This is a genomic window from Dinoroseobacter sp. S375 (assembly GCF_049800775.1).
Lineage (GTDB): Bacteria > Pseudomonadota > Alphaproteobacteria > Rhodobacterales > Rhodobacteraceae > Dinoroseobacter.
Map to the genome: position 1 here is coordinate 175305 of NZ_JBNAFR010000007.1, position 24281 is coordinate 199585.

21 protein-coding genes are annotated in these 24281 nt (G+C 64.1%); 7 read left to right on the forward strand and 14 right to left on the reverse strand.

Annotated elements, in window-relative coordinates; translation table 11 throughout:
* Positions 1 to 10: 10 nt before the first annotated feature.
* From ACP150_RS15975 to ACP150_RS16025, 11 genes are all read right to left on the reverse strand, one after another.
* Positions 11 to 982 carry a glycosyl transferase family protein gene (locus ACP150_RS15975; RefSeq protein ID WP_424967659.1) on the reverse strand — a complete coding sequence of 324 codons (972 nt, stop codon included), beginning with the start codon at positions 980 to 982 and terminating at the stop codon, positions 11 to 13.
* Positions 982 to 3612 carry a molybdopterin-dependent oxidoreductase gene (locus ACP150_RS15980; protein WP_424967660.1) on the reverse strand — a complete coding sequence of 877 codons (2631 nt, stop codon included), beginning with the start codon at positions 3610 to 3612 and terminating at the stop codon, positions 982 to 984. Before ACP150_RS15980 ends, ACP150_RS15975 begins: the two co-directional genes overlap by 1 nt.
* Complete coding sequence (gene nirD / locus ACP150_RS15985; RefSeq protein ID WP_424967661.1) at positions 3609 to 3947, reverse strand: nitrite reductase small subunit NirD; 339 nt, start codon at positions 3945 to 3947, stop codon at positions 3609 to 3611. The genes ACP150_RS15980 and nirD overlap by 4 nt, the downstream gene beginning before the upstream one ends.
* Positions 3944 to 6379, reverse strand: coding sequence for a nitrite reductase large subunit NirB (nirB, locus tag ACP150_RS15990; protein WP_424967662.1), 2436 nt, complete (start codon positions 6377 to 6379; stop codon positions 3944 to 3946). Before nirB ends, nirD begins: the two co-directional genes overlap by 4 nt.
* Before the next feature lie 67 nt (positions 6380 to 6446).
* Entirely contained in the window at positions 6447 to 6881 is a 435-nt protein-coding gene (locus ACP150_RS15995; RefSeq protein ID WP_424967663.1) for a globin domain-containing protein, read from the reverse strand.
* Between the two features lie 114 nt (positions 6882 to 6995).
* A complete protein-coding gene (locus ACP150_RS16000; RefSeq protein ID WP_424967664.1) occupies positions 6996 to 7469 on the reverse strand; it encodes a globin family protein in 474 nt (157 codons plus the stop codon).
* 6 nt (positions 7470 to 7475) lie between these two features.
* Positions 7476 to 9161 (reverse strand): ABC transporter ATP-binding protein, encoded by a 1686-nt coding sequence (locus ACP150_RS16005; RefSeq protein WP_424967665.1) that lies wholly within the window; start codon positions 9159 to 9161, stop codon positions 7476 to 7478.
* A 6-nt stretch (positions 9162 to 9167) separates the two neighbouring features.
* On the reverse strand, positions 9168 to 10250 hold the full coding sequence (locus ACP150_RS16010; protein WP_424967666.1) for an ABC transporter permease: 1083 nt from the start codon (positions 10248 to 10250) through the stop codon (positions 9168 to 9170).
* 154 nt (positions 10251 to 10404) lie between these two features.
* Complete coding sequence (locus ACP150_RS16015; RefSeq protein WP_424967667.1) at positions 10405 to 11772, reverse strand: CmpA/NrtA family ABC transporter substrate-binding protein; 1368 nt, start codon at positions 11770 to 11772, stop codon at positions 10405 to 10407.
* 263 nt (positions 11773 to 12035) lie between these two features.
* A complete protein-coding gene (locus ACP150_RS16020; protein ID WP_424967668.1) occupies positions 12036 to 13214 on the reverse strand; it encodes a CmpA/NrtA family ABC transporter substrate-binding protein in 1179 nt (392 codons plus the stop codon).
* Positions 13211 to 13795 (reverse strand): ANTAR domain-containing response regulator, encoded by a 585-nt coding sequence (locus ACP150_RS16025; RefSeq protein WP_424967669.1) that lies wholly within the window; start codon positions 13793 to 13795, stop codon positions 13211 to 13213. The genes ACP150_RS16020 and ACP150_RS16025 overlap by 4 nt, the downstream gene beginning before the upstream one ends.
* Before the next feature lie 278 nt (positions 13796 to 14073).
* Here ACP150_RS16025 and ACP150_RS16030 point away from each other — a divergent pair, with 278 nt between their 5' ends.
* From ACP150_RS16030 to ACP150_RS16050, 5 genes are all read left to right on the forward strand, one after another.
* Positions 14074 to 14520, forward strand: coding sequence for an Rrf2 family transcriptional regulator (locus ACP150_RS16030; RefSeq protein WP_424967670.1), 447 nt, complete (start codon positions 14074 to 14076; stop codon positions 14518 to 14520).
* Between the two features lie 117 nt (positions 14521 to 14637).
* On the forward strand, positions 14638 to 15534 hold the full coding sequence (locus ACP150_RS16035; protein ID WP_424967671.1) for a metal ABC transporter substrate-binding protein: 897 nt from the start codon (positions 14638 to 14640) through the stop codon (positions 15532 to 15534).
* Between the two features lie 24 nt (positions 15535 to 15558).
* Positions 15559 to 16467, forward strand: a complete 909-nt coding sequence (locus ACP150_RS16040; RefSeq protein ID WP_424967672.1) for a manganese/iron ABC transporter ATP-binding protein — start codon at positions 15559 to 15561, stop codon at positions 16465 to 16467.
* On the forward strand, positions 16464 to 17366 hold the full coding sequence (locus ACP150_RS16045; RefSeq protein ID WP_424967673.1) for a metal ABC transporter permease: 903 nt from the start codon (positions 16464 to 16466) through the stop codon (positions 17364 to 17366). Before ACP150_RS16040 ends, ACP150_RS16045 begins: the two co-directional genes overlap by 4 nt.
* Positions 17363 to 18214: a metal ABC transporter permease gene (locus tag ACP150_RS16050; RefSeq protein WP_424967674.1), complete on the forward strand. Its 852-nt coding sequence runs from the start codon at positions 17363 to 17365 to the stop codon at positions 18212 to 18214. Before ACP150_RS16045 ends, ACP150_RS16050 begins: the two co-directional genes overlap by 4 nt.
* Here the strand turns inward: ACP150_RS16050 and ACP150_RS16055 are convergent.
* From ACP150_RS16055 to ACP150_RS16065, 3 genes are read right to left on the reverse strand one after another with little or no spacing between them, the layout of a single operon-like run.
* A complete protein-coding gene (locus ACP150_RS16055) occupies positions 18211 to 19182 on the reverse strand; it encodes an ROK family protein (protein ID WP_424967675.1) in 972 nt (323 codons plus the stop codon). The two genes, ACP150_RS16050 and ACP150_RS16055, sit on opposite strands and share 4 nt — an antisense overlap.
* A gap of 42 nt (positions 19183 to 19224) precedes the next feature.
* Positions 19225 to 20526 (reverse strand): GH1 family beta-glucosidase, encoded by a 1302-nt coding sequence (locus ACP150_RS16060; RefSeq protein ID WP_424967676.1) that lies wholly within the window; start codon positions 20524 to 20526, stop codon positions 19225 to 19227.
* A gap of 19 nt (positions 20527 to 20545) precedes the next feature.
* Positions 20546 to 21571, reverse strand: a complete 1026-nt coding sequence (locus ACP150_RS16065; RefSeq protein ID WP_424967677.1) for a substrate-binding domain-containing protein — start codon at positions 21569 to 21571, stop codon at positions 20546 to 20548.
* 258 nt (positions 21572 to 21829) lie between these two features.
* Between ACP150_RS16065 and ACP150_RS16070 the strand changes: the two genes are divergently transcribed.
* Complete coding sequence (locus tag ACP150_RS16070) at positions 21830 to 23188, forward strand: ABC transporter substrate-binding protein (RefSeq protein WP_424967678.1); 1359 nt, start codon at positions 21830 to 21832, stop codon at positions 23186 to 23188.
* A 75-nt stretch (positions 23189 to 23263) separates the two neighbouring features.
* Positions 23264 to 24268, forward strand: coding sequence for a carbohydrate ABC transporter permease (locus tag ACP150_RS16075; RefSeq protein WP_424967679.1), 1005 nt, complete (start codon positions 23264 to 23266; stop codon positions 24266 to 24268).
* Positions 24269 to 24281: the final 13 nt, after the last annotated feature.

The following is a 24281-nucleotide window of genomic DNA, read 5'->3' on the forward strand; positions in this document are numbered from 1 at the left end:
CGGTCGCCGGTCAGGCCGCGTGACGGGTTTGCCGCGCGCTCCAGAGGGTTGCTGCCCGGGCTTCCGCCTCGGGCAGGGTTTGGGTCGCGCCAAGGGACCAGAGCGCCAGCGCGGCGGTCCCCAGAACGGTGGCCGTGGCGAAGGGATGGTGCCAGCTGCCCTCCCACAGACCAGTGAGATGGGCCGGATCGTCCGTCACCTCGGTCAGCCGCCGCGTGTCGTCGAGAATGGCGGGCGCGTCGGGCCATGCGCCTGCGGGACCGAAGCCGTGGCAGACCACGGGCTTGCCGGGATAGCGCTCGAACTCGCCGCCGCCGCCCTTGATGATCATGGCCGAATTGTCCCCGAGCCGTTCGCAGGCGGCCTCCTGCAGCTCGCGATAGGGCGGGTGGAACACGCCCTGCACCGTGACCGGCGCTGCCGCCGGGTTGGCCACGCGCAGGCAGGTATTCACGCAAGACCGCAGGCCCAGATGGTCCCGCAAGGCCAGCAGATCCGTCGCCCGGGCCGAGAGCGCCTCCAGCGGGACATAGGCGATGCCCACATCCTCCAAGGCGGTGGCCGCCTCGGTCGGGGTCAGGGACATGGACAGTCCCAGCGGTCCGAGATGGGCGCGCAGGGCCGCATCCGATCCGTTCCGCCCGTGGATCATGATCCGGTAGCCCGCCGCCGCCACCAGCCGCGCGCTGAGCAGGAACCAGGGCAGGCCCCGGGTGCGCCCGGCCGAATAGCTCGGCCAGTCCAGATCCGCCTCAAGCTTGGACCAGCGGCGCAGATGCGCACGAAAGGCGGCCGAGAACCCGGTGATCTCATCCGCCGTCTCTCCGCGCAGCCGCAGGGTCATCAAGAGCGCGCCCACCGCCTCGGGCGCGCCGGTTCCGTCCAGCGCGTGGGTCATCGCCTCTTGCGCCTCGGTCTGGGTCAGCGGGCGCGCGCGGCCGGGACCCCGCGCAACCGTCGCGATATAAGGCGCGAGGCTCATTATTCCGCCGCGAGTTTCAGGGCGGGCGTGCCGGCGATCAGCGCCTGCAGCTCGGGCCGGCAGGAGCCGCAATTGGTGCCGGCCTGGGTGCAGGCTCCAAGCGCCTCGACCGTGCGCGCCCCGCCTTCGATGGCGCGCCGCAGGTCGTTCACGCCGACATCGAAACAGGCGCAGACCGTGGCCCCGGCATCGGGCCGGTCCGCCCCGGGGATGCCCGCCAGCGCGCGGAACGGATCCTCGGTCGCGCCGATCAGCGCCACCGCGTGGCTGCGCGACAGCGCGACGGGGGTCGGGGCCGCGAAGAAGAGGCCGATGATCACGTCCCCCTCGGTGATCGCGACGCGCGCCGTGCCCCGGGCTGGGTCCTCGATCACGCTGGCCGTGCCCCGGGTCAGGCCCAGAACGGCGCGGGCCTCGGCCTCCCAATCGCCGGGGCGCTTGATCCCGGCCACCTCGGCGCGGGTGCCGGATCTTGTCCGGGCGATGGCCGCATAAGGACGGGTCGGGGTCATGGTTTCGGTGCTGGCGGCAAAGCCGTACCAGCCTGCAGCGAACCGGCTCAGCGCAACCGGCGTGCCCTTGGAGGCGGGCTGGCCGGAAACCGGGTCGGTCACCGGTGCGATCACCGCGTTGATCCGTCCGGTGGACGAGACGATATCGGTCCAGTGCATGGGCACAAACACCGCGCCGGTCTGACCGCGATCGGTTACCAGCACCCGCAGGGTCGCCGCGCCATAGGGCGACGAGACCGTGACCAGCTCCGCATCACCCAGCCCGGCCTCTTCGGCGTCCTGAGGATGGATCTCCAGATAGGGCTCAGCCATATGCGCCCCGAGGCGCGGTGCCTTGCCCGTGCGCGTCATGGTGTGCCAGTGATCTCGCACCCGACCGGTATTGAGCCGCACCGGAAAACCGACCTGTGCCACGGGGGCGGCGGGCGGCGTGATGGGCAGCATCTTGGCCCTGCCATCGGCGTGATAGAACCCGCCTTGCGCAAAGAACCGACCGCCGGACGCGCCGGTGGCAGGCACGGGCCAGACGGTAGGGGACAGCGTGTCATAGGCACTGTCGGTGAGGGTCGCGAGGCCAGAAATGTCGAAATCCTTGCCAAAGCGCGGCGCCAGCGCCGAGAGCGCTGCGTATTCCCGGAACACCTCCGCCTCGGAGCGGTAGTCAAAGGCCTTGGTCCAGCCCATGCGACGGCCGACATCGGAAATGATGTCCCAGTCGGGCCGGGCCTCCCCAGGGGCGGCGAGGAACTTGCGCTGCCGCGAGATGCAGCGCTCGGAATTCGTGACCGTGCCGGATTTCTCGCCCCAGCCCGTGGCGGGCAGCAGGACATCGACACAGCGCCCGGTATCGGTGTCGGCCATAATGTCGGTCATGACCGTGAAGGGCACCGCGCGGATCGCAGCGGCGACCTTGTCCGCATCGGGCAGCGAGACCACGGGGTTCGTCGACATGATCCAGAGCGCCTTGATCCGCCCCTCGGCGCAGGCGTCGAACAGATCCACCGCCTTGAGGCCCGGTTTCGGCGCCATGGTGGGCGACGACCACATCTCCTGCACAGCGGCGCGGTGATCCGGGTTTTCGATGTCCAGATGGCAGGCGAGCATATTGGCCAGACCGCCCACCTCGCGCCCGCCCATGGCATTGGGCTGCCCGGTCATGGAAAACGGTCCCATCCCTTCGCGTCCGATCCGCCCGGTGGCCAGATGGCAGTTGAGGATGGCATTGACCTTGTCGGTCCCGCAGGAGGACTGGTTCACCCCCTGGGAATAAAGGGTGACGACTTTTTCGGTGCTGCACCACATCTCGAGAAAGCTGGCGAGCTCTGACGGTGTCAGCCCGGTCTCGGCGGTCTCGGTCTGCCGCGCGGTGTTCAGCGCTGCGTCGTAACCCGCGACGGAGTTGGCGACGAAGGCGGCATCGGTCAGCCCCCGTTTGGCGATCTCCGCCAGCAGCAGGTTGAAGACGGCCGCATCCCCGTCCGGTCGGATCGACAGATGCAAATCCGCGATGTTCGAGGTGGCGGTGCGACGGGGGTCGATGACAACAACCTTCAATCCGGGGCGGGCCTGCTTGGCGGCCTGCAGGCGCTGGAACAGCACCGGATGACACCATGCGAGGTTCGATCCCACCAGCACGACCAGATCGGCTGCCTCGAAATCCGTGTACTGACCCGGGACGGTGTCAGTGCCGAAAGCGCGCTTGTGACCCGCCACCGAGGAGGCCATGCAAAGCCTTGAATTCGTGTCGATATTCGCCGAGCCCATATAGCCTTTCATGAGCTTGTTGGCGACGTAATAGTCCTCGGTCAGCAGCTGACCCGAGACATAAAAGGCCACGCTGTCGGGTCCGTGTTCGGCGATGGCGGCCTTGAACCGGTCGGCAACCAGATCGAGCGCTTCGTCCCAACCCGCGCGCCGTTCGCCGATCTGCGGGGCGAGAAGACGACCCTCGAGATCGAGGGTCTCGCCGAGCGCCGAGCCCTTGGAGCACAGCCGCCCCAGATTGGCCGGATGGGCCGGATCACCGGCAATACTGCCATCCGCCCCGGCCAGAACGCCGCAGCCGACGCCGCAATAGGGGCAGGTGGTGCAGGTCGGGCGCGGGGCTGGGTCTGTCATTCGGCGGCCATCCGGGATTGCAGGAATTGCGTCTCCAGCAGAATCCGACCGGCCTCGACCCGCGCCGGATAGGTAGGCACCGTGCCTTCATCGGCCCCCTGCGCCTCGCCAGTCTCCAGGCTGAACACCCAGTTATGAAGCGGACAGGTCACCTTGTTGCCATGGACGATCCCCTCAGAGAGCGGGCCACCCTTGTGCGGGCAGGAGTTTTCTAGCGCATAGACCTCATCGGATCCGGTGCGGAACACCGCGACGCAGCCCATGGCGGTCTTGACCACCCGCGCGCCGCGGGTCGGAATATCCTCGAGGGCCCCAATATCAATCCAGTCGCTCATTCCGCGGCCTCCAGTTTGAAATCAGCGATCGGCTGATAGTTGTCCGCATTCTCGGCGGCCTCCGCGGCCCAGGGGTCTTTCTGATAGATGGTCTGGGAGAGCTCGAACCGCTCGATCAGCCCGTTGCGGGTGGCCTCGTCAAAGACCTGCTCCTTCACCCAGTCGAGCCCGACCTTCGCGACCCATTTATAGGGCCGGTCCAGATACTTGGCGTTCTCGCGGAAGAGCTGCATGAAGGCGGTGACGTAGTCGATCGCCTCCTCCTCGGTGGCGACATCGGCCAGACGCTCGGTCTCTTTCACATCCATGCCCGCGGCCCCGGCGACGCCGATCTGGTAGCCGCTATCGACACAGACGATCCCGATATCCTTGCAGGTCGCTTCGGCACAGTTGCGCGGGCAACCCGACACGCCGAGCTTGACCTTGTGCGGTGTCCAGGAGCCCCAGAGCTTCTTCTCGAGCTTGATGCCAAGCCCGGTGCTGTCCTGGGTGCCAAAGCGGCAGTGATCCTTGCCGACGCAGGTCTTTACCGTCCGCAGACCTTTGGCATAGGCATGGCCCGAGACCATCCCCGCATCGTTGAGATCCTTCCAGATCGCCGGGAGGTCCTCTCCCTTCACGCCCAGCAGGTCGATCCGCTGGCCGCCGGTCACATGGACCGTGGGCACATTGTACTTGTCGGCGGCATCGGCAATCGCGCGCAGCTCGTCCGGCGTGGTCATCCCGCCCCACATGCGCGGCACGACGGAATAGGTGCCGTCCTTCTGGATATTGGCGTGACGCCGTTCGTTGATGAAGCGGCTCTGCGGGTCATCCTGATATTCCACCGGCCAGTCGGCCAGCAGGTAGAAATTCAGAGCCGGGCGGCAGACATGGCACCCGCAGCTGGTCTTCCAGCCAAGCTCCTGCCAGACGGCGGCCATGGATTTGAGCTCCTGGCTCTTGATCATGCGCCGCACGTCTTCATGGGTCAGATCCGTGCAGCCGCACATGGAGGCCGCGGCGGGGATGACAAAATCGTCGCCGAGTGTGACGCCCAGAACCTGCTCGACCAGTCCCGTGCAGGTCCCGCAGGAGCCGGAGGCCTTGGTCACCGCGCGCACAGCGCCCAGATCGGTTGCACCCGCCTCGATGGCGGCCACGATGTCGCCCTTGGATACGCCGTTACAGCCACAGATTTCCGCATCAAGCGGTAAGGCTGCAACGGCCGCCATAGGGTCCAGCGCGGCCCCCCCCTGATAGGCCGGGCCAAAGATCAGCGTGTCGCGCATCTCGGAGATGTCTTCGCCCGACTGGATCAGGCCGAAAAACCAGTTGCTGTCTGCGGTATCGCCGTAAAACACAGCGCCCACGACCTTGTTCTCCTCGATGACAAGGCGCTTGTAGACGCCGCGCGCCGGGTCGCGGAACACGATATCCTCGCGGCCCTCGCCATCGGCGAAATCGCCTGCGGAGAAGAGATCACACCCCGTGACCTTGAGCTTGGTCGAGAGGGATTTCTGGACAAAGGTCGCCTCTTCGCCGAGCAGCGTCTTGGCCAGCACCTTCGCCTGATCATAGAGCGGGGCGACGAGGCCGAAGATCGCGCCATCATGCTCGACGCATTCGCCCACCGCGAAGATCGACGGATCCGAGGTCAGCATCTGGTCATCCACATGGATGCCCTTGCCAACGGCCAGGCCCGCCTCCTGCGCCAGCGCGGTATTGGGGCGGATGCCCACGGCCATGACCAGCAGATCGCAGGGCAGCTCGGTGCCGTCATCCAGCAGGAGCGCCTTCACATGCCCGTCCTCGCCGAGGATCTCCTTGGAGTTGGCCGAGCATTTCACGGTGATGTTCTTGTCGGTCAGCGCCTTGCGCAGCAGATAGCCGGCCGCCTCGTCGAGCTGCCGTTCCATCAGGTGACCCATGATATGCACCACGGTCACATCCACCCCGCGCGCCGCCATCCCGGCCGCAGCTTCGAGGCCGAGCAGACCGCCGCCGATCACCACGACCTTGTTGTCCGGGCCCATGGACATCATCCGCTCGGTGTCCTCGAGATCGCGATAGGCGATCACGCCTTCGAGGTCATGACCGGGCAGGGGGATGATGAAGGGGTTCGATCCGGTGCCGAAGATCAGTTTGTCATAGGCCACCTCGTCGCCATTCTCGGCGATGACCACCTTGCGCGCCCGGTCGATCCCGGCGACCCGCTCGCCAAAGCGGCATGTGACGCCGTTCTCTTCATACCACTCGGCAGTGTGGGTGACGATCTCGTCATAGGTCTTCTCGCCCGACAGGACGGGGCTGAGCATGATGCGGTTGTAGTTGCCACGGGGCTCTGCATTGAAGAGCGTGACCTCATAGGCGTTCGGGTCTGCGTCCAGCAGGCTCTCAAGGGCACGGCCCGAGGCCATACCTGCGCCAATGATGACGAGTTTTTGCGTCATGGGCTCCCTCCAATCAGGAAGGTCGGTGGGCGCCCCGACGCACGGGGTCAGCCGACCAACAAGGGTTTCAGGTCGTTAACTCCACCCCCGGAGACGCTCCGGCGGCGGCATTGATCATGGTGCGGGAGAGGCGGTCATAGGCCTTGCGCCAGGCCGCCTCCGTGGGCGCGTCGAACGCGTCCCCAAGTGTTTCTGCCAAGCTCCAGAGCAGGGCGTCGCCCATGGTCTGGTAATGCGCTTCGGTCACCCCGTAGCGCCCGTGCCGCGCGGCCATTTCCATGGCTTTGGGTGGCAGGGCCCCGTCGGTGCGCAGCCCGCGCACCACGAGGGCCAGCGCCTGCATGAGCATCTCGGATTGCCGGGCCATGCTCGTCGAGAACATGCCCTTGATCGCGGGCTCCATTTCAAACAGGCGGGTGTAGAACATCATTCCAAACTTGGCTTTTTGCGGGAAAACCTGGGCGAAGGTGGTTTGGATCAGACGGATGTCTTCAGGGGTCATGGCGAGCTCTCCAGATTGAATGAATTGCTCGTCAGAAGATCAGAAATCCGTCTATATCCAGTTGGTGCGATCCTTCGCTTTTGTGACATTTCCCGAGGGTTTTAGGCGTTAACCTTAGGCCCAGATCTTCCACCACGGCTTTTTCGGGGTGTTGGCCGGAGCGGCTGTCTCGATCTTTTCGGACGGGTAGGCCGCATCGATCATCACGCCGGACAAGGTGGTATAGGCACCGAGCCATGCATCCTTGAGTTCGGGGGTGAACTCGTCGCCGAGACCCTTGTCGAGGGTATAGATCAGCGCCTCGCCCACGGGGGCGTAATGCTCGGGTTTGACCCCGTAATCCACATGCTTGACCGCAAGCTGCTGGGCCACGGGCACAATCTTGTCGAGATCGCGCAGACCGTTCACGACCACACCGAGCGTCGCCATGAGCTTGCTGCCCTGGGCCTTCATGTCGCCCTTGAAGAAGGGCTTCACCTGGGGGGCAATCTCGAACAGGCGCGTGTAGAAAATCTCGGCGGCCGCGTCAGAGATCGGCGCAACTTTCTTGAAGCTGTCTTGGATGAGGGTGATTTGATCCGGGGTCATTGTGGCTCACTCCGCTGCAATGGGTTTCGGGGCCGGCGCGGGCTTTTTGGGCTTCGCGCCATGTTCATACTCTTCAAGGAAATCAAGAACTTCTTGGCGGTATGTGTAGTAATCCGGGTGCTCGAGAAGGGCCTTGCGCGTGCGCGGGCGCGGCAGATCCACATTGGTGATCTTGCCGATCGTGGCGCGCGGGCCGTTGGTCATCATGACCACGCGGTCGGCCAGAAGGATCGCTTCGTCCACGTCATGGGTCACGCAGATCGCGGTCACCTTGGTACGCGACCAGACCTCCATCAGCACTTCCTGCAGCTCCCAGCGGGTCAGGCTGTCGAGCATCCCGAAGGGCTCATCGAGCAGCAGAAGCTTGGGGCTGAGGGCAAAGGCCCGGGCGATGCCGACCCGCTGCTTCATGCCGTTGGACAGATCCGAGGCGGCCTTGTCCATGCTGTCGGCCAGACCCACACGCTCGAGGTAATACTCGACCACATCCTGACGCTCGGCCGCAGAGGCGCGGGGGTAAACCCGGTCCACGCCGACGCTGACATTCTCCTTGGCGGTGAGCCACGGGAAGAGGCTGGGCGACTGGAACACCACGGCGCGTTCGGGATCGGCGCCTTCCACATGGCGGCCATCGAGCTTGATCGCGCCCTTGGAGATCTCGTTGAGACCCGCGGCCATGGTCAGCACGGTCGATTTGCCGCAACCGGAATGCCCGATCAGCGAGATGAACTCGCCCTTATTGAGCTTGAGGTTGAAATCCTCGACCACGGTCAACGGACCCTTGGGCGTCGGATAGATCTTGTGGAGCTGGCTGAAATCGAGGAAGCGCTCTTCGATCATGCCGGCCTGGGCCTTGGCTACGGCGGCGGGCACCCCGTGGATCGGCGTGACATCCGGCAGGATCTTGGTGCCTTCGGTCTTGGCGTCGATGCCCACATCCATCAGGTACTTGGTCACATCCGCGCGCAGCTTCTTGAAGCCCGCATGGTGGTTCATCTCGACCCGGTCGCGGGGGCGGGGGATGTTCACGGTGAACTCCTCGCCCAGGGTTCCGTCGGGGTTCAGGGCGATGATGCGGTCGGCGAGCACGATGGCCTCGTCCACGTCATTGGTGATCAGGACGCAGGTCTTCTTCTCTTCTTCCCAGATCCCCTCGATCTCGTCGGCGAGATTGGCGCGGGTCAGGGCGTCGAGCGCTGAGAGCGGCTCGTCAAGCAGCAGCACCTCGGGGTTCATGGCCAGCGCGCGGGCCACGTTGACCCGCTGGCGCATCCCGCCCGACAGCTCTGCGGGGCGGCGCGTGGTGGCGTGGCTCAGCCCGACCATCTTGACGTAGTGATCGACCTTGGCCTGACGCTCCGCCTTGCTGAGGCTGGGGAACATGGTGTCCACTGCGAGGCGCACATTGCCGTTCACCGTCAGCCAGGGCATCAGCGAGTAGTTCTGAAAGATCACGCCGCGCTCGGGGCCGGGGCCGGTGATTGGCTTGCCCTTGTAGCTGACCGTGCCCTTGGTGGGCTGCTCCAGCCCGGCCATGAGGTTGATCAGGGTGGTCTTGCCGGTGCCGGAGAAGCCGAGGAGCACGAGGAACTCGCCCTCCCTGACCGTCAGGTTGATGTCCTTGAGCACGTCCGCGCGGTTTGCGCCTTCGCCGAAGCTCTTGGAGACGTTCTTGAATTCAATCGCGGTCATGTCTGATCACCGGTTATTCGTGAAGGTGAAGAGCGACTGGATGGTGAACATCAGGCGGTCGAGCAGGAAGCCGATGATGCCGATGGTCAGAACCGCAACCATGATCTTGGCCAGCGAGTTGGACGAGCCGTTCTGGAATTCATCCCAGACGAATTTGCCGAGTCCGGGGTTCTGGGCGAGCATCTCGGCCGCGATCAGCACCATCCATCCCACACCGAGCGACAGGCGCAGACCGGTGAAGATCAGGGGCAGGGCCGAGGGCAGAACAAGCTTGGTGATCTTGGTATAGGTGTTCATCTTCAATACCTTGGAGACGTTGACCAGATCCTTATCGATCGAAGCCACACCCAGCGAGGTGTTGATCAGGGTCGGCCAGAGCGAGCAGAGCGTCACGGTGATGGCGGAGACCAGGAAGGACTTGGCAAAGAGCCCGTCATTCGTGGTGTAGACCGCCGAGACCACCATGGTGACGATGGGAAGCCATGCGAGCGGCGAGACCGGCTTGAAGATCTGGATGATCGGGTTCAGCGCGGCATTGGCGGTGACTGACAGACCGGCGGAGATCCCCAGCGGCACGGCAAAGACCGTCGCGATCAGGAAGCCGAAGAACACGGTTTTGATCGAGGTCCAGATCTGGTCGTAATAGGAGGGGGCGCCGGTATAGGCGATGTCCTTGACCTCGTCGGCGCGACCCGCATCGATCAGGCGCTGGTTGCGCTGGTCCACACGTTCGTTGAAGACGCGCTCGCTCTCGGCCTTGGCGGCGGCATCCTGGTGCAGGGCAACAGCCTGCTCCCAGACCTGGGCGGGGCCGGGCACGGCGCCGAGCGAGGTCTGAACCTTGGGCGCCAGCGTGCCCCAGGCCAGCAGGAACAGGGTGATGGCGAGGATCGGCACGCAGAAGAGCTGCCAGATGTCTTTCATCTGCGCCTTGGGGTTGTCCCCGGCCGCGGCCTTGACCATCGGAGTGATCCAGCCGAGGCCAAGCACCTTGAGCCAGGCGTCGGCCTTGTTGATGCGGGTGAACAAGCGCTCGCGGCGGGCCTCTTTGGCCTCTTTCGCAGCGAAATCAGGATCGACGGTTGTCATCGGGTCTGCTCCGGATAGGGGCGGCGCATTCTGCTGAGGGGGGCGCACGCGGGAAGGGCGGGTCGGTTGTGTCTTTTGGGGTGCCCTCCGCGGTCACGAGTGGCGCGGAGGGCGGGGGCGCGCCCGGGAGAAGGGCGCGCGGTCTGTTTGGGGATCAGCCCTGGATTTCGCTGCCCACGACGACCTGTTCGCCTTTCAGGCCGATGGACAGGCTTTCGAGATAGGCGTTGGGCTGCTTGCCATCATAGGCGATGCCGTCGATGATATCCTCGGCCGGGGTCGGGGCCTTGTAGCCATCGCTGTCCCAGGGGAAGTCCGCTTCGTTGGCGAGACCTTCGTCCACCAGCAGGCGGGCCGCTTCGAGATAGATCTCGGGCTTGTAGACCATCTTGGCGACTTCATCATACCAGCTGTCGGATTTCGGCTCGGCGATCTGACCCCAGCGGCGCATCTGGGTCAGGTACCACACGGCGTCCGAATAGAAGGGGTAGGTGGCGTTATAGCGGAAGAACACGTTGAAATCCGGGATCTCGCGCTTGTCGCCCTTCTCGAATTCGAAGGTGCCGGTCATGGAGTTCGCGATCACGTCGTAATCCGCACCCACATAGTTCGGGCGGCTCAGGATCTCGACTGCCGCCGGACGGTTGGCGTTGTCGTTCTCATCCAGCCAGATCGCGGCGCGGATCAGGGCCTTGGTGATGGCCAGCGTGGTGTTCGGGTTCTGCTCGGTGAACTCGGCGGTCAGGCCAAAGACCTTCTCGGGGTTGTTCTTCCAGATCTGGTAATCGGTGATCACCGGAACGCCGATGCCCTTGAACACGGCCTGCTGGTTCCACGGCTCACCGACGCAGTAGCCATAGATGGTGCCGGCCTCGAGGGTTGCGGGCATCTGCGGCGGCGGCGTCACCGAGAGGAACGCCTCGGCGTTGATCTGACCGGAGACATCCTCGGGGGAGTAGAAGCCCGGGTGAATGCCACCCGCGGCGAGCCAGTAGCGCAGCTCGTAGTTGTGGGTCGAGACCGGGAAGACCATGCCCATGTTGAAGGGGCGGCCCGAGGCGTTGTACTCGTCCACGATCGGCTTGAGCGCAGAGGCCGAGACCGGATGCTGCGGACGCCCGTCATCCATGGTCGGAATATTCGGCTTCATCTGCTCCCAGATCTCGTTCGACACGGTGATGCCGTTGCCGTTCAGGTCCATGGAGAAGGGGGTCACGATATGCGCTTCGGTGCCGAAGCCAATGGTCGCTGCCAGGGGCTGACCGGCCAGCATGTGCGCGCCGTCGAGCTGACCCGAGATCACGCCGTCCAGCAGCACCTTCCAGTTGGCCTGAGCTTCGAGCGTCACGAACAGGCCTTCGTCGAAGAAATAGCCGTTCTCATAGGCCACGGCGAGGGGCGCCATGTCGGTCAGCTTGATGAAGCCGAACTTCAGCTCGTCCTTTTCCAGCGGCAGCATCTCGGCCATGGCCGGCGACAGCATCGCGGAGGTTGCAAGCAGGGCAGCAAACGTTTTTCTCATCTCGTTTCCTTAGGTTGATCCCCGGGGAGGATGTCGGGGGTAAAACGCAAAAAAGCCGCGCGAACCTGCCTTGAGACGTCAGTCACAAGTGGTCGAGCGGCTTTGCTCCGGAAGGTCCCCATCCGCGGGGCAAGTGCAGGGCGCGGACGTCCTTGTCCGGCGCGGCTGATCTTTTATTGCGGCGAGTCGCCTCTCAATTGAACTGTTATTTCTGTCGCACCCGGCGAAAATCGCGGCTCATGCTGCAGTTGCACAAGAATTGATCAGCCTTGCGGCGAAGGATCAAAAACAGTGCCGTCAAAAAACGCATCCGGGCCCAGAATGATCGATCCCTTGGCCGAGGCGACGGCGGTCGGCTCGCTCAGGGCGCCCTCCATCTTGGCCGAGGCGCCGGGCATGTCGATGCCCAGATCGGCCAGATTGGCGCGGTAGAGATCGCTGCGGAAACAGCCCATCGCGGTCCGCATCGCCTCGGTTCGGTCCAGCCCCACGCGGGAGGCGATATTGCTCGCGATCCAGGCGGCCTGACTGCGCCATGGGAAGTTCGCGGCGCTCGCATGGAATTCCAGGAATCGCGGCGTGTGCAGGGACAGGGCCCGGGGCTTCGTGATCAGATGACCTGAGAGCGCGCGGTCGAGCACCCCGTCCGGCACATCGATCAGACCCGGTTCGGCCAGCACTTCCGACGCCATGAGCCGGTTTTCCTCGGCGCCCAGCCACTGGGCCGCGCTCACCACCGCCCGCATGAGCGACCGGGTTTCGCCAGGATGCTCCTCAATCCAGTCGCGCCGCGCGCCGAGCACCTTCTCAGGCGCGAAAGCCCAGATCGCCGAGGCGGGCAGGACCAGCTCGCCCGTCCCGTTCTCCACCGCGATGGACCCCCAGGGCTCGCCCACGCAGAAGGCGTCGATCTCATCGGCGGCAATCGCGTCGGACATGAGCGGGGGCGGAATGGTGTGCACGTCCAGCTCGCCGGGCGTCTTGAGACCCAGCGCACCCAGCCAGTAAAACACAAGCTCCGCATGCATGGAAAAGGGGAAGGGCACACCGATGCGCAAACGCCGCCCCGTGGCCCGGATCAGGTGGTTCCCGGTGCCGAGCGGGTCGCGAAAGCTCTCTTGCCAGCCGCCGGCCCGCATCTTGGCCGCGATCTCGTTGGACACGCCGATCACATTGCCATTCACGGACATCACCATCAGCGCGTCCATGGGCGTCGGCAACCCGCCAAGGCCCAGGGACATGGCTACGGGCAGGGGGCTCAGCATCTGGGCCGCGTCCAACGTCCCCAGCGCCACGCCATCCCGCAGCGCCGACCAGGAGGGCTGCTTGTGCAGGTTGAGCGACAGGCCCTCGGCCTCGGCAAACCCCATTTTCTGGGCCACGAGCAGGGGGGCGGCGTCCACCAGCGGCACATAGCCGATATCGAGGATGCTCCGGCTCATCGCAGCAAATCCGAGGCTGTGACCAGGGCTTCGGCGACTTCCGAGACCTTGCGGCCCTGATCCATCGCGGTCTTGCGCAGGATGGCATAGGCCTGATCCTCGCTGATCCCCTTGGCCGTCATCAACAGACCCTTGGCCCGCTCGATCGTCTTGCGCTCGGCAAGCGCGGTCTTGGCCGCGGCCAGTTCCGTGCGCAGCTTGGCGAACATGTTGAACCGGGCAATCGCCGCGTCGAGCACCGGCTTGATCCGGTCCTTGTGCAGACCGTCCACCACATAGGCGCTGACCCCGGCTTCGATGGCGGCACGGGTGGTGGCGTCATCGGTCTGATCCACGAACATCGCGACGGGGCGGTCATTGAACCCCGAGGCCACGCTCAGCGCCTCCAGCGTGTCGCGGGACGGGTTCGACATGGCGATCAGCACCACATCCGGCGCGATCTCGGACATGCGCCGTGCGAGGCCAGTTGCACTGCCCAACACGGTCACGTCGACATTCCCGGCCTCGGCCAGCCCGTCCATGATCATGCGCGCGCGGGGTTCGTCGGGTTCAACGACCAGAATCTTCAAAGCGTCGGCCATGGCGCAGATGTCTTGCCTTTTTCGCGGCTCGGCAAGCCTCGGGCCGTGGGTCGCGGCCAAAAACCACATTTCTGCCGGATATTTAGGCAAAACGCGAAAAGCGTGGCAAGTGGTCTTCTCATTTTGCAAAATGTGAGGCCATTCCGGGCGCGATGCCCTTATTCGCTTGCGGCAAATCGGCTTGCCGCTGCGCTGTGCTTGATCCAAGTCAAAGACAGGTCCTACACTCCACTTAACCCTCGCCTGAGTGCGAATGCCCCGGAAAGGACCTCGGTTCCATGCGCCTGACGACCCGAACCAACCTAGCCATGCGAACCTTGATGTATTGCGCGGTGAATACCGGCCGCAACATCCGGACTTCGGAAGTGGCCAAAGCAACCAACGCCTCCGAGAACCATCTCGGACAGGTGATCAATATGCTCGGCCAGACCGGCTTCATCGAAACCGTGCGCGGGCGCGGGGGCGGTATCCGACTGGCCCGGGGGGCCGAGGACATCACCGTGGGCGGTGTCTTTCGCGTGTTCGAGGCCGGCGCCCCATTTGCCGAGTGCTTCAACGCCGAGGAATGCACCTGTCCGCTGGTCTCCGTCTGCCGGTTGAAGGGCGCCCTGGGGGAGGCTCTGGCCGCCTTCTATCGCTCCCTCGACACGATCACGCTGGAGAGCCTGGTGAAGGACAATACCGGTCTTGAGAAGCTTCTGGGCAATGCACCGGTCAATGCCTGACATCTAAAAGCGTTCTATAACAACGGTCTAGGCCGTTGTTCGAATTTCTGCGTTTACTTTTTGCAAATCATTCTCATATTCATTCCAAACAACTCAATCTCTCGGGGGAGATGATAGATGCTTGGAAGATCTGCGTGTGTACTGGCCCTTGTGGCAACGGTGGCACTGCCCGGCGGGGCGATGGCCGACAAGCTCAAGGCCGTGACCACCTTCACTGTCATAGCCGACATGGCGCAGAATGTTGCGGGCGAGGCGGCCGAAGTCGTCTCGATCACCAAGCCCGGGGCCGAGATCCATGGCTATCAGCCGACGCCCCGCGACCTGTTGCGGGCGCAGGGGGCGGATCTGATCCTGTGGAACGGTCTGAACCTCGAATTGTGGTTCGAGCAGTTCCTCTCGAACCTGCGCGACGTACCGGCCGTGACCTTGACCGACGGGATCGACCCGGTGTCGATCGGTTCGGGCAGCTATGAGGGCAAGCCGAACCCACATGCCTGGATGTCGCTCGATAACGCGTTGATCTACGTTGACAATATCCGGGATGCCTTTGCCGCGCAGGACCCCGAGAATGCCGAGATCTACGCCGCCAATGCCGAGCGCTACAAGGCGGAGATCAGTGCGACCATCGCGCCCCTGCGCGCCCGCGTGCAAGAGGTCCCCGCCGCCCAGCGTTGGCTCGTCTCCTGCGAAGGCGCGTTCAGCTATCTCGCCCGGGATTTCGGGATGAAGGAGCTGTATCTCTGGCCCATGAATGCCGACCAGACCGGCACGCCGCAGCAGGTGCGCAAGGTCATCGACGGCGTGCGCGAGAACAACATCCCCGCGGTCTTCTGCGAAAGCACGGTGAACAACGATCCGGCCGAGCAGGTGGCGCGCGAAACCGGCGCGACTTTTGGCGGGGTGCTCTATGTAGACAGCCTGACCGAGGCGGATGGCCCGGTGCCCACCTATCTCGACCTGCTCAGGGTCACCTCCGAAACTCTGGCCGAGGGCCTGACCACGCCTCTGAACTGAGGCACCGCCCCGAAGGATACGACAATGCGCCCATCGGCCCCGGATGGACAAACGAACACCCCCGGCCTCTGTGCCCGGAACGTCACGGTGACCTATCGCAATGGGATGACGGCGCTCAATGATGCGAGCTTCGACATCCCGCGCGGTACGATCACCGCGCTGGTCGGCGTGAACGGGGCGGGAAAATCCACGCTGTTCAAGGCGATCATGGGATTCGTGCCCACGGCGCGGGGCGAGATCGAAGTGCTGGGCGGCACGGTCGCCGAGGCGCTCAAGGGCAACAAGATCGCCTATGTCCCCCAGAACGAGGAGGTCGACTGGTCCTTCCCGGTGCTGGTCGAGGATGTGGTGATGATGGGCCGTTATGGCCATATGGGGTTTTTGCGGATGCCCGGGGCAAAGGATCGGCAGGCGGTTTCCGAAGCGCTTGAGCGGGTCGGCATGGCCGAATTCCGTCACCGGCAGATTGGCGAGCTGTCGGGCGGGCAGCGCAAGCGGGTCTTCCTGGCGCGGGCGCTGGCGCAGAACGGGCAGGTTATCCTGCTCGATGAGCCCTTCACCGGGGTCGATGTGCAGACCGAGGACGCGATCATCGCGCTTCTGCGGGATCTGCGCGACGAGGGAAGGGTGATGCTGGTTTCGACCCATAACCTTGGCTCGGTGCCGGAATTCTGCGACCGGACCATTCTCGTAAAGGGCACGGTGCTGGGCTTTGGCCCGACCGAGACGACCTTTACCCAGGCCATTCTGGAACGCGCCTTTGGCGGCGTGCTGCGCCATTTCGTGCTCGAGGGCGAAGATCTGCATGACGATGACGACGCCCGCAAGGTCATGATCTTTACCGATGATGAGCGCCCGCTCGTTACCTATGACGAAAAGACCCGGACCCTGGGGACGCCCGAGGCCGAGCCCGAAGAGGAGAAGGCAAGGTGATCGAAACGCTCCTGTCGCCCTTTGCCTATGGCTACATGACCAATGCGATCTGGGTGAGCGCGCTGGTCGGGGCGGTCTGCGCGTTTCTGTCGGCCTATCTGATGCTCAAGGGCTGGTCGCTGATCGGGGACGCCCTGAGCCATGCCATCGTGCCGGGGGTCGCCGGGGCCTATATGCTCGGGCTGCCCTTCGCGCTCGGTGCGTTTCTGTCAGGCGGGTTGGCGGCGGGAGCGATGTTGTTCCTCAACCAGCGGTCCGGCCTGAAAGAGGACGCGATCATCGGTCTGATCTTCACCTCTTTCTTCGGGCTGGGGCTCTTCATGATCTCGATCTCGCCGACCTCGGTGGACATCCAGACCATCATGCTGGGCAATATTCTCGCCATCACGCCCACGGACACGTTGCAACTGGTCCTGATCGGGGGAGTGTCCCTGACGCTGTTGCTGCTCAAATGGAAGGACCTGATGGTCACCTTCTTTGACGAGAGCCATGCTCGGTCTATCGGGCTGCATCCGGTGCGGCTCAAATTCATGTTCTTCGTGCTGCTCTCGGCCTGTACCGTCGCGGCCCTGCAGACTGTGGGCGCTTTTCTCGTCATCGCCATGGTGGTGACCCCGGGGGCGACGGCCTATCTTTTGACGGACCGGTTCCAGAGGCTGCTGATGATCTCGGTGGGGATTGGCGCGGGGACCGCTGCGGTCGGCGCCTACGCGAGCTATTTCCTCGACGGTGCCACGGGCGGGATCATCATCACGCTGCAAACCCTGTTGTTCCTGCTGGCATTTTTCCTTGCACCGAAACATGGCTACCGGGCGGCGCGGCGCCGGGCGGCGGCGGCTTTGCAGGCGAGCGAGAGCCGGGGCGCCCCCCCGGTGAACCCGCTGGAGCCGGCGGAATGATCGAGACCATCCTCGCGCCCTTCCTCTTTCCGTTCATGCAGAGCGCCTTCCTGATCGCGGCGATCATCGCGGTGCCGACGGCGATCCTGTCCTGTTTCGTGGTCCTCAAGGGCTGGAGCCTGATGGGCGATGCGATCAGCCATGCGGTGCTGCCGGGCATCGTGCTGGCCTATGTGGCGGGCATCCCGCTTATCGTCGGCGCCTTCGTGGCGGGCATGGTCTGCGCCCTTGCCACGGGCTACCTGCAGGCCAACAGCCGGATCAAGCAGGACACGGTGATGGGCGTCGTCTTCTCGGGCATGTTCGGGATCGGGCTGGTGATCTACACCAAGATCGAGACGGAGATGCATCTCGACCATATCCTGTTTGGCAACATGCTGGGGATCGGGGCGGCGGATCTCTGGACGGCAGGGGTGATCTCGTTGCTGGTGGCCGGGGTGCTTCTGGTCAAGTGGCGGGACTTCCTGCTCCATGCGTTCGATCCGGCGCAGGCGCGGGCGGTTGGCCTGCCGGTATCGTGGCTCCATTACGGGATGCTGGCGCTGATCTCGCTGACCATCGTGGCGGTGCTCAAGGCGGTGGGGATCATCCTCGCCATCGGCCTTCTGATCGCGCCCGGAGCGATCGCGTTTCTAATCACCAACCGGTTCGACCGAATGCTCTGGATCGCGGTGACGGTGACGGTGCTGGCCTCGGTGGCCGGGGTCTATGCGAGCTTCTGGCTCGACAGCGCGCCCGCGCCGACGATCATCCTGATCCTGACGGGTGTGTTCCTTGTGGCCTTTTGCGTCCGGCTCTGGCGTAACGCGCGGACCGCCCGCCGTATGGGCGAGACGGCGACGGGCTAGGCCGCGCCGCGTTCCTGCAGGTAGCTCGCGCAGCCGATCAGCGCGGCGAAGTCATCCTCGACCAGCCAGATCGGGAAATCGCGCATGAAATCTGCAAATCGTCCTTTGTTCGCAAAGGCTTCGGTAAAGCCCATGGGGCCGAGATAGGGCGCGATATGGCGCGCGACGCCGCCCACCAGATAGACCCCGCCAAAGGGCAGATGGATCAGGCTGAGATTGCCCGCCACCGTGCCCAGCATACCGACAAAAAGTTCCAGCGCGTCGAGCGCCTGACGCTCGCCAGCCTCGGCCGCGGCCATCACCTCGGCCGCCGAGAGACGCGGGGTCTGGTCCGGTGTGGGACCGAGGAAGGTATAGACCCGCTCGAGCCCGCGGCCCGACAGCACATCCTCGACCGCCGGGAAACCATGGGCGGTCTCGACGAAGCGGCACAGGCGCAGCTCCTGATCCGTGCGCACGGGCAAGTTGGAATGGCCCGCCTCGGACGGGGTGACCAGCCGTCCGCCTGGCGCATGCAGTACGCTGGCCGCGTTAAACCCGGTGCCCAGCCCGATCATCAGGCAGGTCTCGGTGTCAGCCACCGCGGGCCGCGTCACGATCGGACGGATCAGGTTCGGATCCATATGGGGCAGGGCATAGCCTTGCGCCACCAGATCATTCAGCAGCGCCACGCGCGGCGCGCCGGTTGCTGCGGTCAACAGCGCCTCGTCCATCCGCCAGTCGAGATTGGTCAGCCCGCCGACCCCGTTGCGCACCGGACCCGCCAGCGCGACGCAGGCACCGCTGCATTCCGGCTGACCCCGCTCGGCGAGATAGAGCCGCAGCACCTCGTCCAGCGAGCCATGGTCCGCGTTGCGAAACTTCTTCACCGTGTCAGCGCGCAGGATCGCGCCATCCGCAAGGGCAACGCGCGTATTGGTGCCTCCGATATCGGCGACGAGGGCGGGACCAGGGGCGGTCGTGGACATGGATTTCAAGCTCCACAGATTCGGTGAAACGGAATGGTAGCGCTAACGCCTTAACCCAGATGCCAGCGCGCGGTAAGAGTCTTTCGGGGTGCGGGTGAGGGTTTCGAAGTCCACATGGACCAATCCAAAGCGCTTTTCATAGCCCAAAGCCCACTCGTAATTGTCCATCAGGGACCAGATGAAGTAGCCCTTCAGGGGCACGCCCTCGGCAATCGCGCGGCGAGCCTGTGCCAGATGCGTCTCGAGATAGGCGATGCGATCCGCATCCTGAAACGGGATCTCCGAGGCCATCCCGTTCTCGGTAACATAGAGCGGCAGGTCGCCGGTATAGCGCTCTTTCATCATCGTCAGGAGCTGGTAGAGGCCCTCGGGATAGATCTCCCAGCCCATCTGGGTCTTGGGCAAGGGGCCGTCGATCTCTTGGTGGTGGGGCCAGGGACCGTCATCGGGGGTAAGGATCTTGCGGGTGTAGTAGTTCAGCCCGACCCAATCGAGCGGCGCGCTGATCACATCGAAATCGTCCTGCCAGCCATCGGGCAGGTGCGGTTCGATCCCCGCCAGAACCGCGTCCGGGTAGCGTTTGTGGAACATGCCGGACAGGAAGAACTGGTTGTAGATCGCATCATAGAGATCGGCGTCGGAGCCATCCGTGCCCGGCGCGGGCTCGGCATATTCCATGTTGCACACCGCCCCGAGGTTCGACATGCCCAGACCGCGCATCACCGAGATCGCGGTGCCATGGGCGAGCAGGATATGGTGCATCGCCCGGGCGGCCGCGCGAATGTCGCGCAGACCCGGGGCGTGATGGCCCTGAAAATGGCTCAGCCAGCCGACGCACCACGGCTCGTTGATCGGCGCGGTCGACCAGACGCGGTCGCCGATCCGGCCCATGATGGTCTCGGTGAACTCCCCGAACCAGGCGGCGATATCGCGGTTCCGCCAGCCGCCCAGATCGGCAAGCGGCGAGGGCAATTCCCAATGATAGAGGGTGGCGGCGGGCTTGATCCCGCGCTTCAGCAGACCGTCCACCAGACGGTCGTAGAAATCGAGCCCTTCAGCATTCGGCGCACCGCGTCCCTCGGGGAGGACTCGCGCCCAACTGGTTGAAAACCGGTAGCTATCCACACCCAGATCGCGGATCAGGTCGAGATCTTCGTCCATCCGGTCATAGTGATCGCAGGCCACGCCCCCATGCTCGGCCCGCACCACATTGCCGGGACCGGCGGCGAAATCATCCCAATGGGTGCGCCCCGCGCCGCCCTTGGCATGGCCCTCGATCTGATAGGCGGAGGTGGCCACCCCAAACAGGAAATCCTCGGGGTAGTCGGAACGGATGAGGGACATGGCGCAGCTCTTTCGCGGATCAGGTGGGGGCGGGGCCTGTGGACTGGCCCAGGGTCAGCTCCACATCCCAGAGCTCCTGTATCGGAGGGGTCGTCGGTTGCGCAATCCGTTGCAGCAGGATTTCCGCCGCCCGCCGCCCGGCGGCCCGCACCGAGGATCGGGTGGCGGTGAACAGGGGCTCGCGGTCGCCGTTGCGCAGATAGCTGATCTCGTCATCATGGATCACGACCGAGACATCGCGGCCCAGCACCAGCCCCCGTGTGCCGATGGCCCGGCGAACCCCGATGGCGGTGATGATCGATGACACGAGGAAGGCCGTGGGCGGGTTCGGCCCATCGAGCATCCGCGTCGCGGCCTGAAACCCGACGCCCTCGGTCATGTCATCGGCCACCATGTGATCCGGGCGCAGGGGCAGGCCCGCCGCCTCCATCGCGGCGGAATAGCCTGTGCGGCGGCGCTGTGCGAAATCCATGGATTCCTGGCCGTTGATCAGGGCGATCCGGCTATGGCCGAGATCGATCAGAAGCTGGGCCGCCCGTTGAAAGGCGCGGCGATTGTTGATGTCGAGCCAGGAGTAGCTGTCATCGGAAACCGGCGCGCGGCCATGGACGACAAAGGGCAGGTTCAGCTCCTTGAGCAGGGCGATGCGCGGATCGTCCGTGCGGGGCCCGTGAACGATCACCCCGTCCACGCTGCGCTTGGCGGCAAAATCGCGGTAGCATTGCAGCTCGTTCTCGGCCTGAACCGCCGAGAGCATGATGTCATAGCCCGACGCGCTGTAGGTCTCGCCCGCGCCGGCGAGGAAATCCCCGAAGATCGGGTTCACCATCTCGGAATTTGCATCGGTTGGGATCACGTGACCGATGGCCATGGACCGCCCGGTTGCAAGCGATTTGGCCCGTGTGCTGGGGTAGTAATTATACTGCTTGGCCGCGGCCTGGATCCGTTGACGCGTGGTCTCAGAGACCTCGGGATAGCCGTTCAACGCCCGGCTGACCGTGGTCGGTGAGAGGCCCAGTTTCTCGGAAAGCTGTTTTAGATTCATGGTCTGAATGTCGTCTCACATAGCCGGTTCCTGCACCGTAAGCGTGTAAACGGACATTCGTCAAAAGCTTAAATTTCAATCTTGCTTTTCAAAACCCGCTGCGCTCAGGATGAAATTATTCGCGTGTTCAGGTTTTCAAAGATTGACAGAATTGGAACAACGCGAGATGTCTGGCGCATTCAAAGCGCTTTGGGTGCGATTCTAGCGCTAAAATAAGCATGGGGCGTGTCGCTGGCACGCTGGTCTGGGAGGACTGACATGAAATTCACCTTGTACGCGAGTGCTGCGGCGCTTGCTCTGTCGACGGGTATCGCCGGAGCCGGCGGGCATCTGGCCTTCACGCCGGGTGAGGGCGAGTTCAACTGGGAAAGCTACGAGGCGTTCGCGGCGGGCACGGATCTCGCCGGGCAGGACCTGTCGATCTTCGGGCCGTGGCTTGCGGGCGAGGCGGATGCGTTTTCGAACCTCGTGGCGTTTTTCAACGAGGCAACCGGGGCCAACGCGACCTATGTGGGCTCCGACAGCCTTGAGCAGCAGATCATGATCGATGCCGAGGCGGGCTCCGCCCCCGATCTGACGGTCTTCCCGCAGCCGGGTCTGGCCACCACCATGGCCGAGCGCGGGTTCCTGACGCCGCTGCCTGCGGGCTCCGACGAGTGGATCCGCGAAAACTACGCTGCCGGGCAGTCCTGGATCGATCTGGGGACCTATGCGGACGGCTCGGGCGCCGATCAGCTGTACGGGTTTTTCTTCAATGTGAACGTGAAGTCGCTGGTCTGGTACATCCCCGAGAACTTCGAGGATTTCGAATATGATGTCCCCGAGACCATGGAAGAGTTCAAGGCGCTGATGGACCAGATGGTGTCCGACGGCCAGACGCCGCTCTGCGTCGGGCTGGGGTCGGGCGGGGCCACGGGCTGGCCTGCGACCGACTGGGTCGAGGACCTGATGCTGCGCACCCAGACGCCCGAGACCTATGACGCCTGGGTCTCCAACGAGATGCCCTTCGACGACCCGAAGGTGGTCGCGGCGATCGAGGAATATGGCAGTTTCACCCGCAATGACGACTATGTGGTAGGCAATGCGAATGACACCGCCTCGGTCGATTTCCGCGAGAGCCCGCTGGGCCTCTTTGCCTCGCCGCCCTCCTGCATGATGCACCGCCAGGCGAGCTTCATTCCGGCCTATTTCCCCGAAGGCACCGAGCTGGGTGAGGATGCGGATTTCTTCTACTTCCCGGCATTTGAGGAAAAAGACCTTGGCCGCCCGGTTTTGGGGGCAGGGACGCTCTTTGCGATCACCAACGAGAACCCGGCCGCGGGCGCGTTCATCGAATTCCTGAAAACGCCCTTCGCCCATGAGGTGATGATGGCGCAGGACGGCTTCCTGACCCCGTTCAAGGCGGCCAATCCCGCAGCCTATGCCAGCGACACCCTGCGCGGGCAGGGCGAGATCCTGACCAACGCCACGACCTTCCGCTTTGACGGCTCTGACCTGATGCCGGGCGGCGTGGGGGCAGGCACCTTCTGGACCGGCATGGTGGATTACTCCTCCGGTGCGAAAACGGCGGCCGAAGTGGCCTCCGAGATCCAGTCCTCCTGGGACGCGCTCAAGTAAGCGCAGGCAAGACAGGCGGGCCGTCCCACGGGGCGGCCTGCAACCCCACGGCATTCAGGAACAGGGGGAGCGGCCATGCATCCGGCCATTCAGGGAATTTTCACGATCATCATCGGCGTTGGCGGCTGTGTCGGCTATTTCTACTTTGCCAATCAGTTCCTCGACAGAGTGCTCTACCCGGCCAAGGGGCCGAATGCGGGGCGCAACATCAATCGCGCCAACCAGATCCGACCCTGGATCTTCCTTTTCCCGGCGCTCTTCGTGCTGGCGCTCTATCTGGGCTATCCGGTGATCGAGACCCTGCGGCTCTCGCTGCTGGAGCGGGTCCCGGGCGGCGGCTACCAATGGGTCGGACTCGACAATTACGCGCAGATGGCCTCGGAGCCGAAATTCTGGGAAGCCATGCGCAACAACATGTTCTGGCTGATCGTGGTGCCGGCGCTCTCCACCGCTTTTGGCCTCATCGCGGCCCAGCTCACCGACCGGATCAAATGGGGCAATATCGCCAAGTCGATCATCTTCATGCCCATGGCGATCAGCTTTGTCGGCGCCTCGGTGATCTGGAAACTGGTCTATGACGGCCGCCCGATCGAGCAGGAGCAGATCGGCATCCTGAACGCCTTCATCGTCTGGCTCGGCGGCGATCCGGTGACCTTCCTGACGATCCCGTTCTGGAACAACTTCTTCCTGATGATCGTGCTGGTCTGGGTGCAGACGGGGTTTGCCATGGTGATCCTCTCGGCGGCCCTGCGCGGCATCCCCGAAGAGACCATCGAGGCGGCCATCATCGACGGCGCCTCACCTTGGCAAATCTTCTTCAAAATCAAGGTGCCGCAGATCATGCCCACGGTGGTGGTGGTCTGGACGACGATCACGCTCGTGGTGCTCAAGGTCTTCGACATCGTCTTTGCCATGACCAACGGGCAATGGGAGACGCAGGTTCTGGCCAATTACATGTTCGACAAGCTGTTCCGCGCCAATGACTGGGGCGTCGGCTCGGCCAGTGCGATGGTGATCATGCTTCTGGTGACACCGATCCTGGTCTGGAACATCCACAGCGCGCGCAAGGAAATGCGCTGAGGCGCGGGGGGAG

What these genes read in the sequence shown, in the direction of transcription:
- ACP150_RS15975 (WP_424967659.1), bottom strand. Translation starts at nt 982, where the DNA reads ATGAGCCTCGCGCCTTATATCGCGACGGTTGCGCGGGGTCCCGGCCGC.
- ACP150_RS15980 (WP_424967660.1), bottom strand. Translation starts at nt 3,612, where the DNA reads ATGACAGACCCAGCCCCGCGCCCGACCTGCACCACCTGCCCCTATTGC.
- nirD (WP_424967661.1), bottom strand. Translation starts at nt 3,947, where the DNA reads ATGAGCGACTGGATTGATATTGGGGCCCTCGAGGATATTCCGACCCGC.
- nirB (WP_424967662.1), bottom strand. Translation starts at nt 6,379, where the DNA reads ATGACGCAAAAACTCGTCATCATTGGCGCAGGTATGGCCTCGGGCCGT.
- ACP150_RS15995 (WP_424967663.1), bottom strand. Translation starts at nt 6,881, where the DNA reads ATGACCCCTGAAGACATCCGTCTGATCCAAACCACCTTCGCCCAGGTT.
- ACP150_RS16000 (WP_424967664.1), bottom strand. Translation starts at nt 7,469, where the DNA reads ATGACCCCGGATCAAATCACCCTCATCCAAGACAGCTTCAAGAAAGTT.
- ACP150_RS16005 (WP_424967665.1), bottom strand. Translation starts at nt 9,161, where the DNA reads ATGACCGCGATTGAATTCAAGAACGTCTCCAAGAGCTTCGGCGAAGGC.
- ACP150_RS16010 (WP_424967666.1), bottom strand. Translation starts at nt 10,250, where the DNA reads ATGACAACCGTCGATCCTGATTTCGCTGCGAAAGAGGCCAAAGAGGCC.
- ACP150_RS16015 (WP_424967667.1), bottom strand. Translation starts at nt 11,772, where the DNA reads ATGAGAAAAACGTTTGCTGCCCTGCTTGCAACCTCCGCGATGCTGTCG.
- ACP150_RS16020 (WP_424967668.1), bottom strand. Translation starts at nt 13,214, where the DNA reads ATGAGCCGGAGCATCCTCGATATCGGCTATGTGCCGCTGGTGGACGCC.
- ACP150_RS16025 (WP_424967669.1), bottom strand. Translation starts at nt 13,795, where the DNA reads ATGGCCGACGCTTTGAAGATTCTGGTCGTTGAACCCGACGAACCCCGC.
- ACP150_RS16030 (WP_424967670.1), top strand. Translation starts at nt 14,074, where the DNA reads ATGCGCCTGACGACCCGAACCAACCTAGCCATGCGAACCTTGATGTAT.
- ACP150_RS16035 (WP_424967671.1), top strand. Translation starts at nt 14,638, where the DNA reads ATGCTTGGAAGATCTGCGTGTGTACTGGCCCTTGTGGCAACGGTGGCA.
- ACP150_RS16040 (WP_424967672.1), top strand. Translation starts at nt 15,559, where the DNA reads ATGCGCCCATCGGCCCCGGATGGACAAACGAACACCCCCGGCCTCTGT.
- ACP150_RS16050 (WP_424967674.1), top strand. Translation starts at nt 17,363, where the DNA reads ATGATCGAGACCATCCTCGCGCCCTTCCTCTTTCCGTTCATGCAGAGC.
- ACP150_RS16055 (WP_424967675.1), bottom strand. Translation starts at nt 19,182, where the DNA reads ATGTCCACGACCGCCCCTGGTCCCGCCCTCGTCGCCGATATCGGAGGC.
- ACP150_RS16060 (WP_424967676.1), bottom strand. Translation starts at nt 20,526, where the DNA reads ATGTCCCTCATCCGTTCCGACTACCCCGAGGATTTCCTGTTTGGGGTG.
- ACP150_RS16065 (WP_424967677.1), bottom strand. Translation starts at nt 21,571, where the DNA reads ATGAATCTAAAACAGCTTTCCGAGAAACTGGGCCTCTCACCGACCACG.
- ACP150_RS16070 (WP_424967678.1), top strand. Translation starts at nt 21,830, where the DNA reads ATGAAATTCACCTTGTACGCGAGTGCTGCGGCGCTTGCTCTGTCGACG.
- ACP150_RS16075 (WP_424967679.1), top strand. Translation starts at nt 23,264, where the DNA reads ATGCATCCGGCCATTCAGGGAATTTTCACGATCATCATCGGCGTTGGC.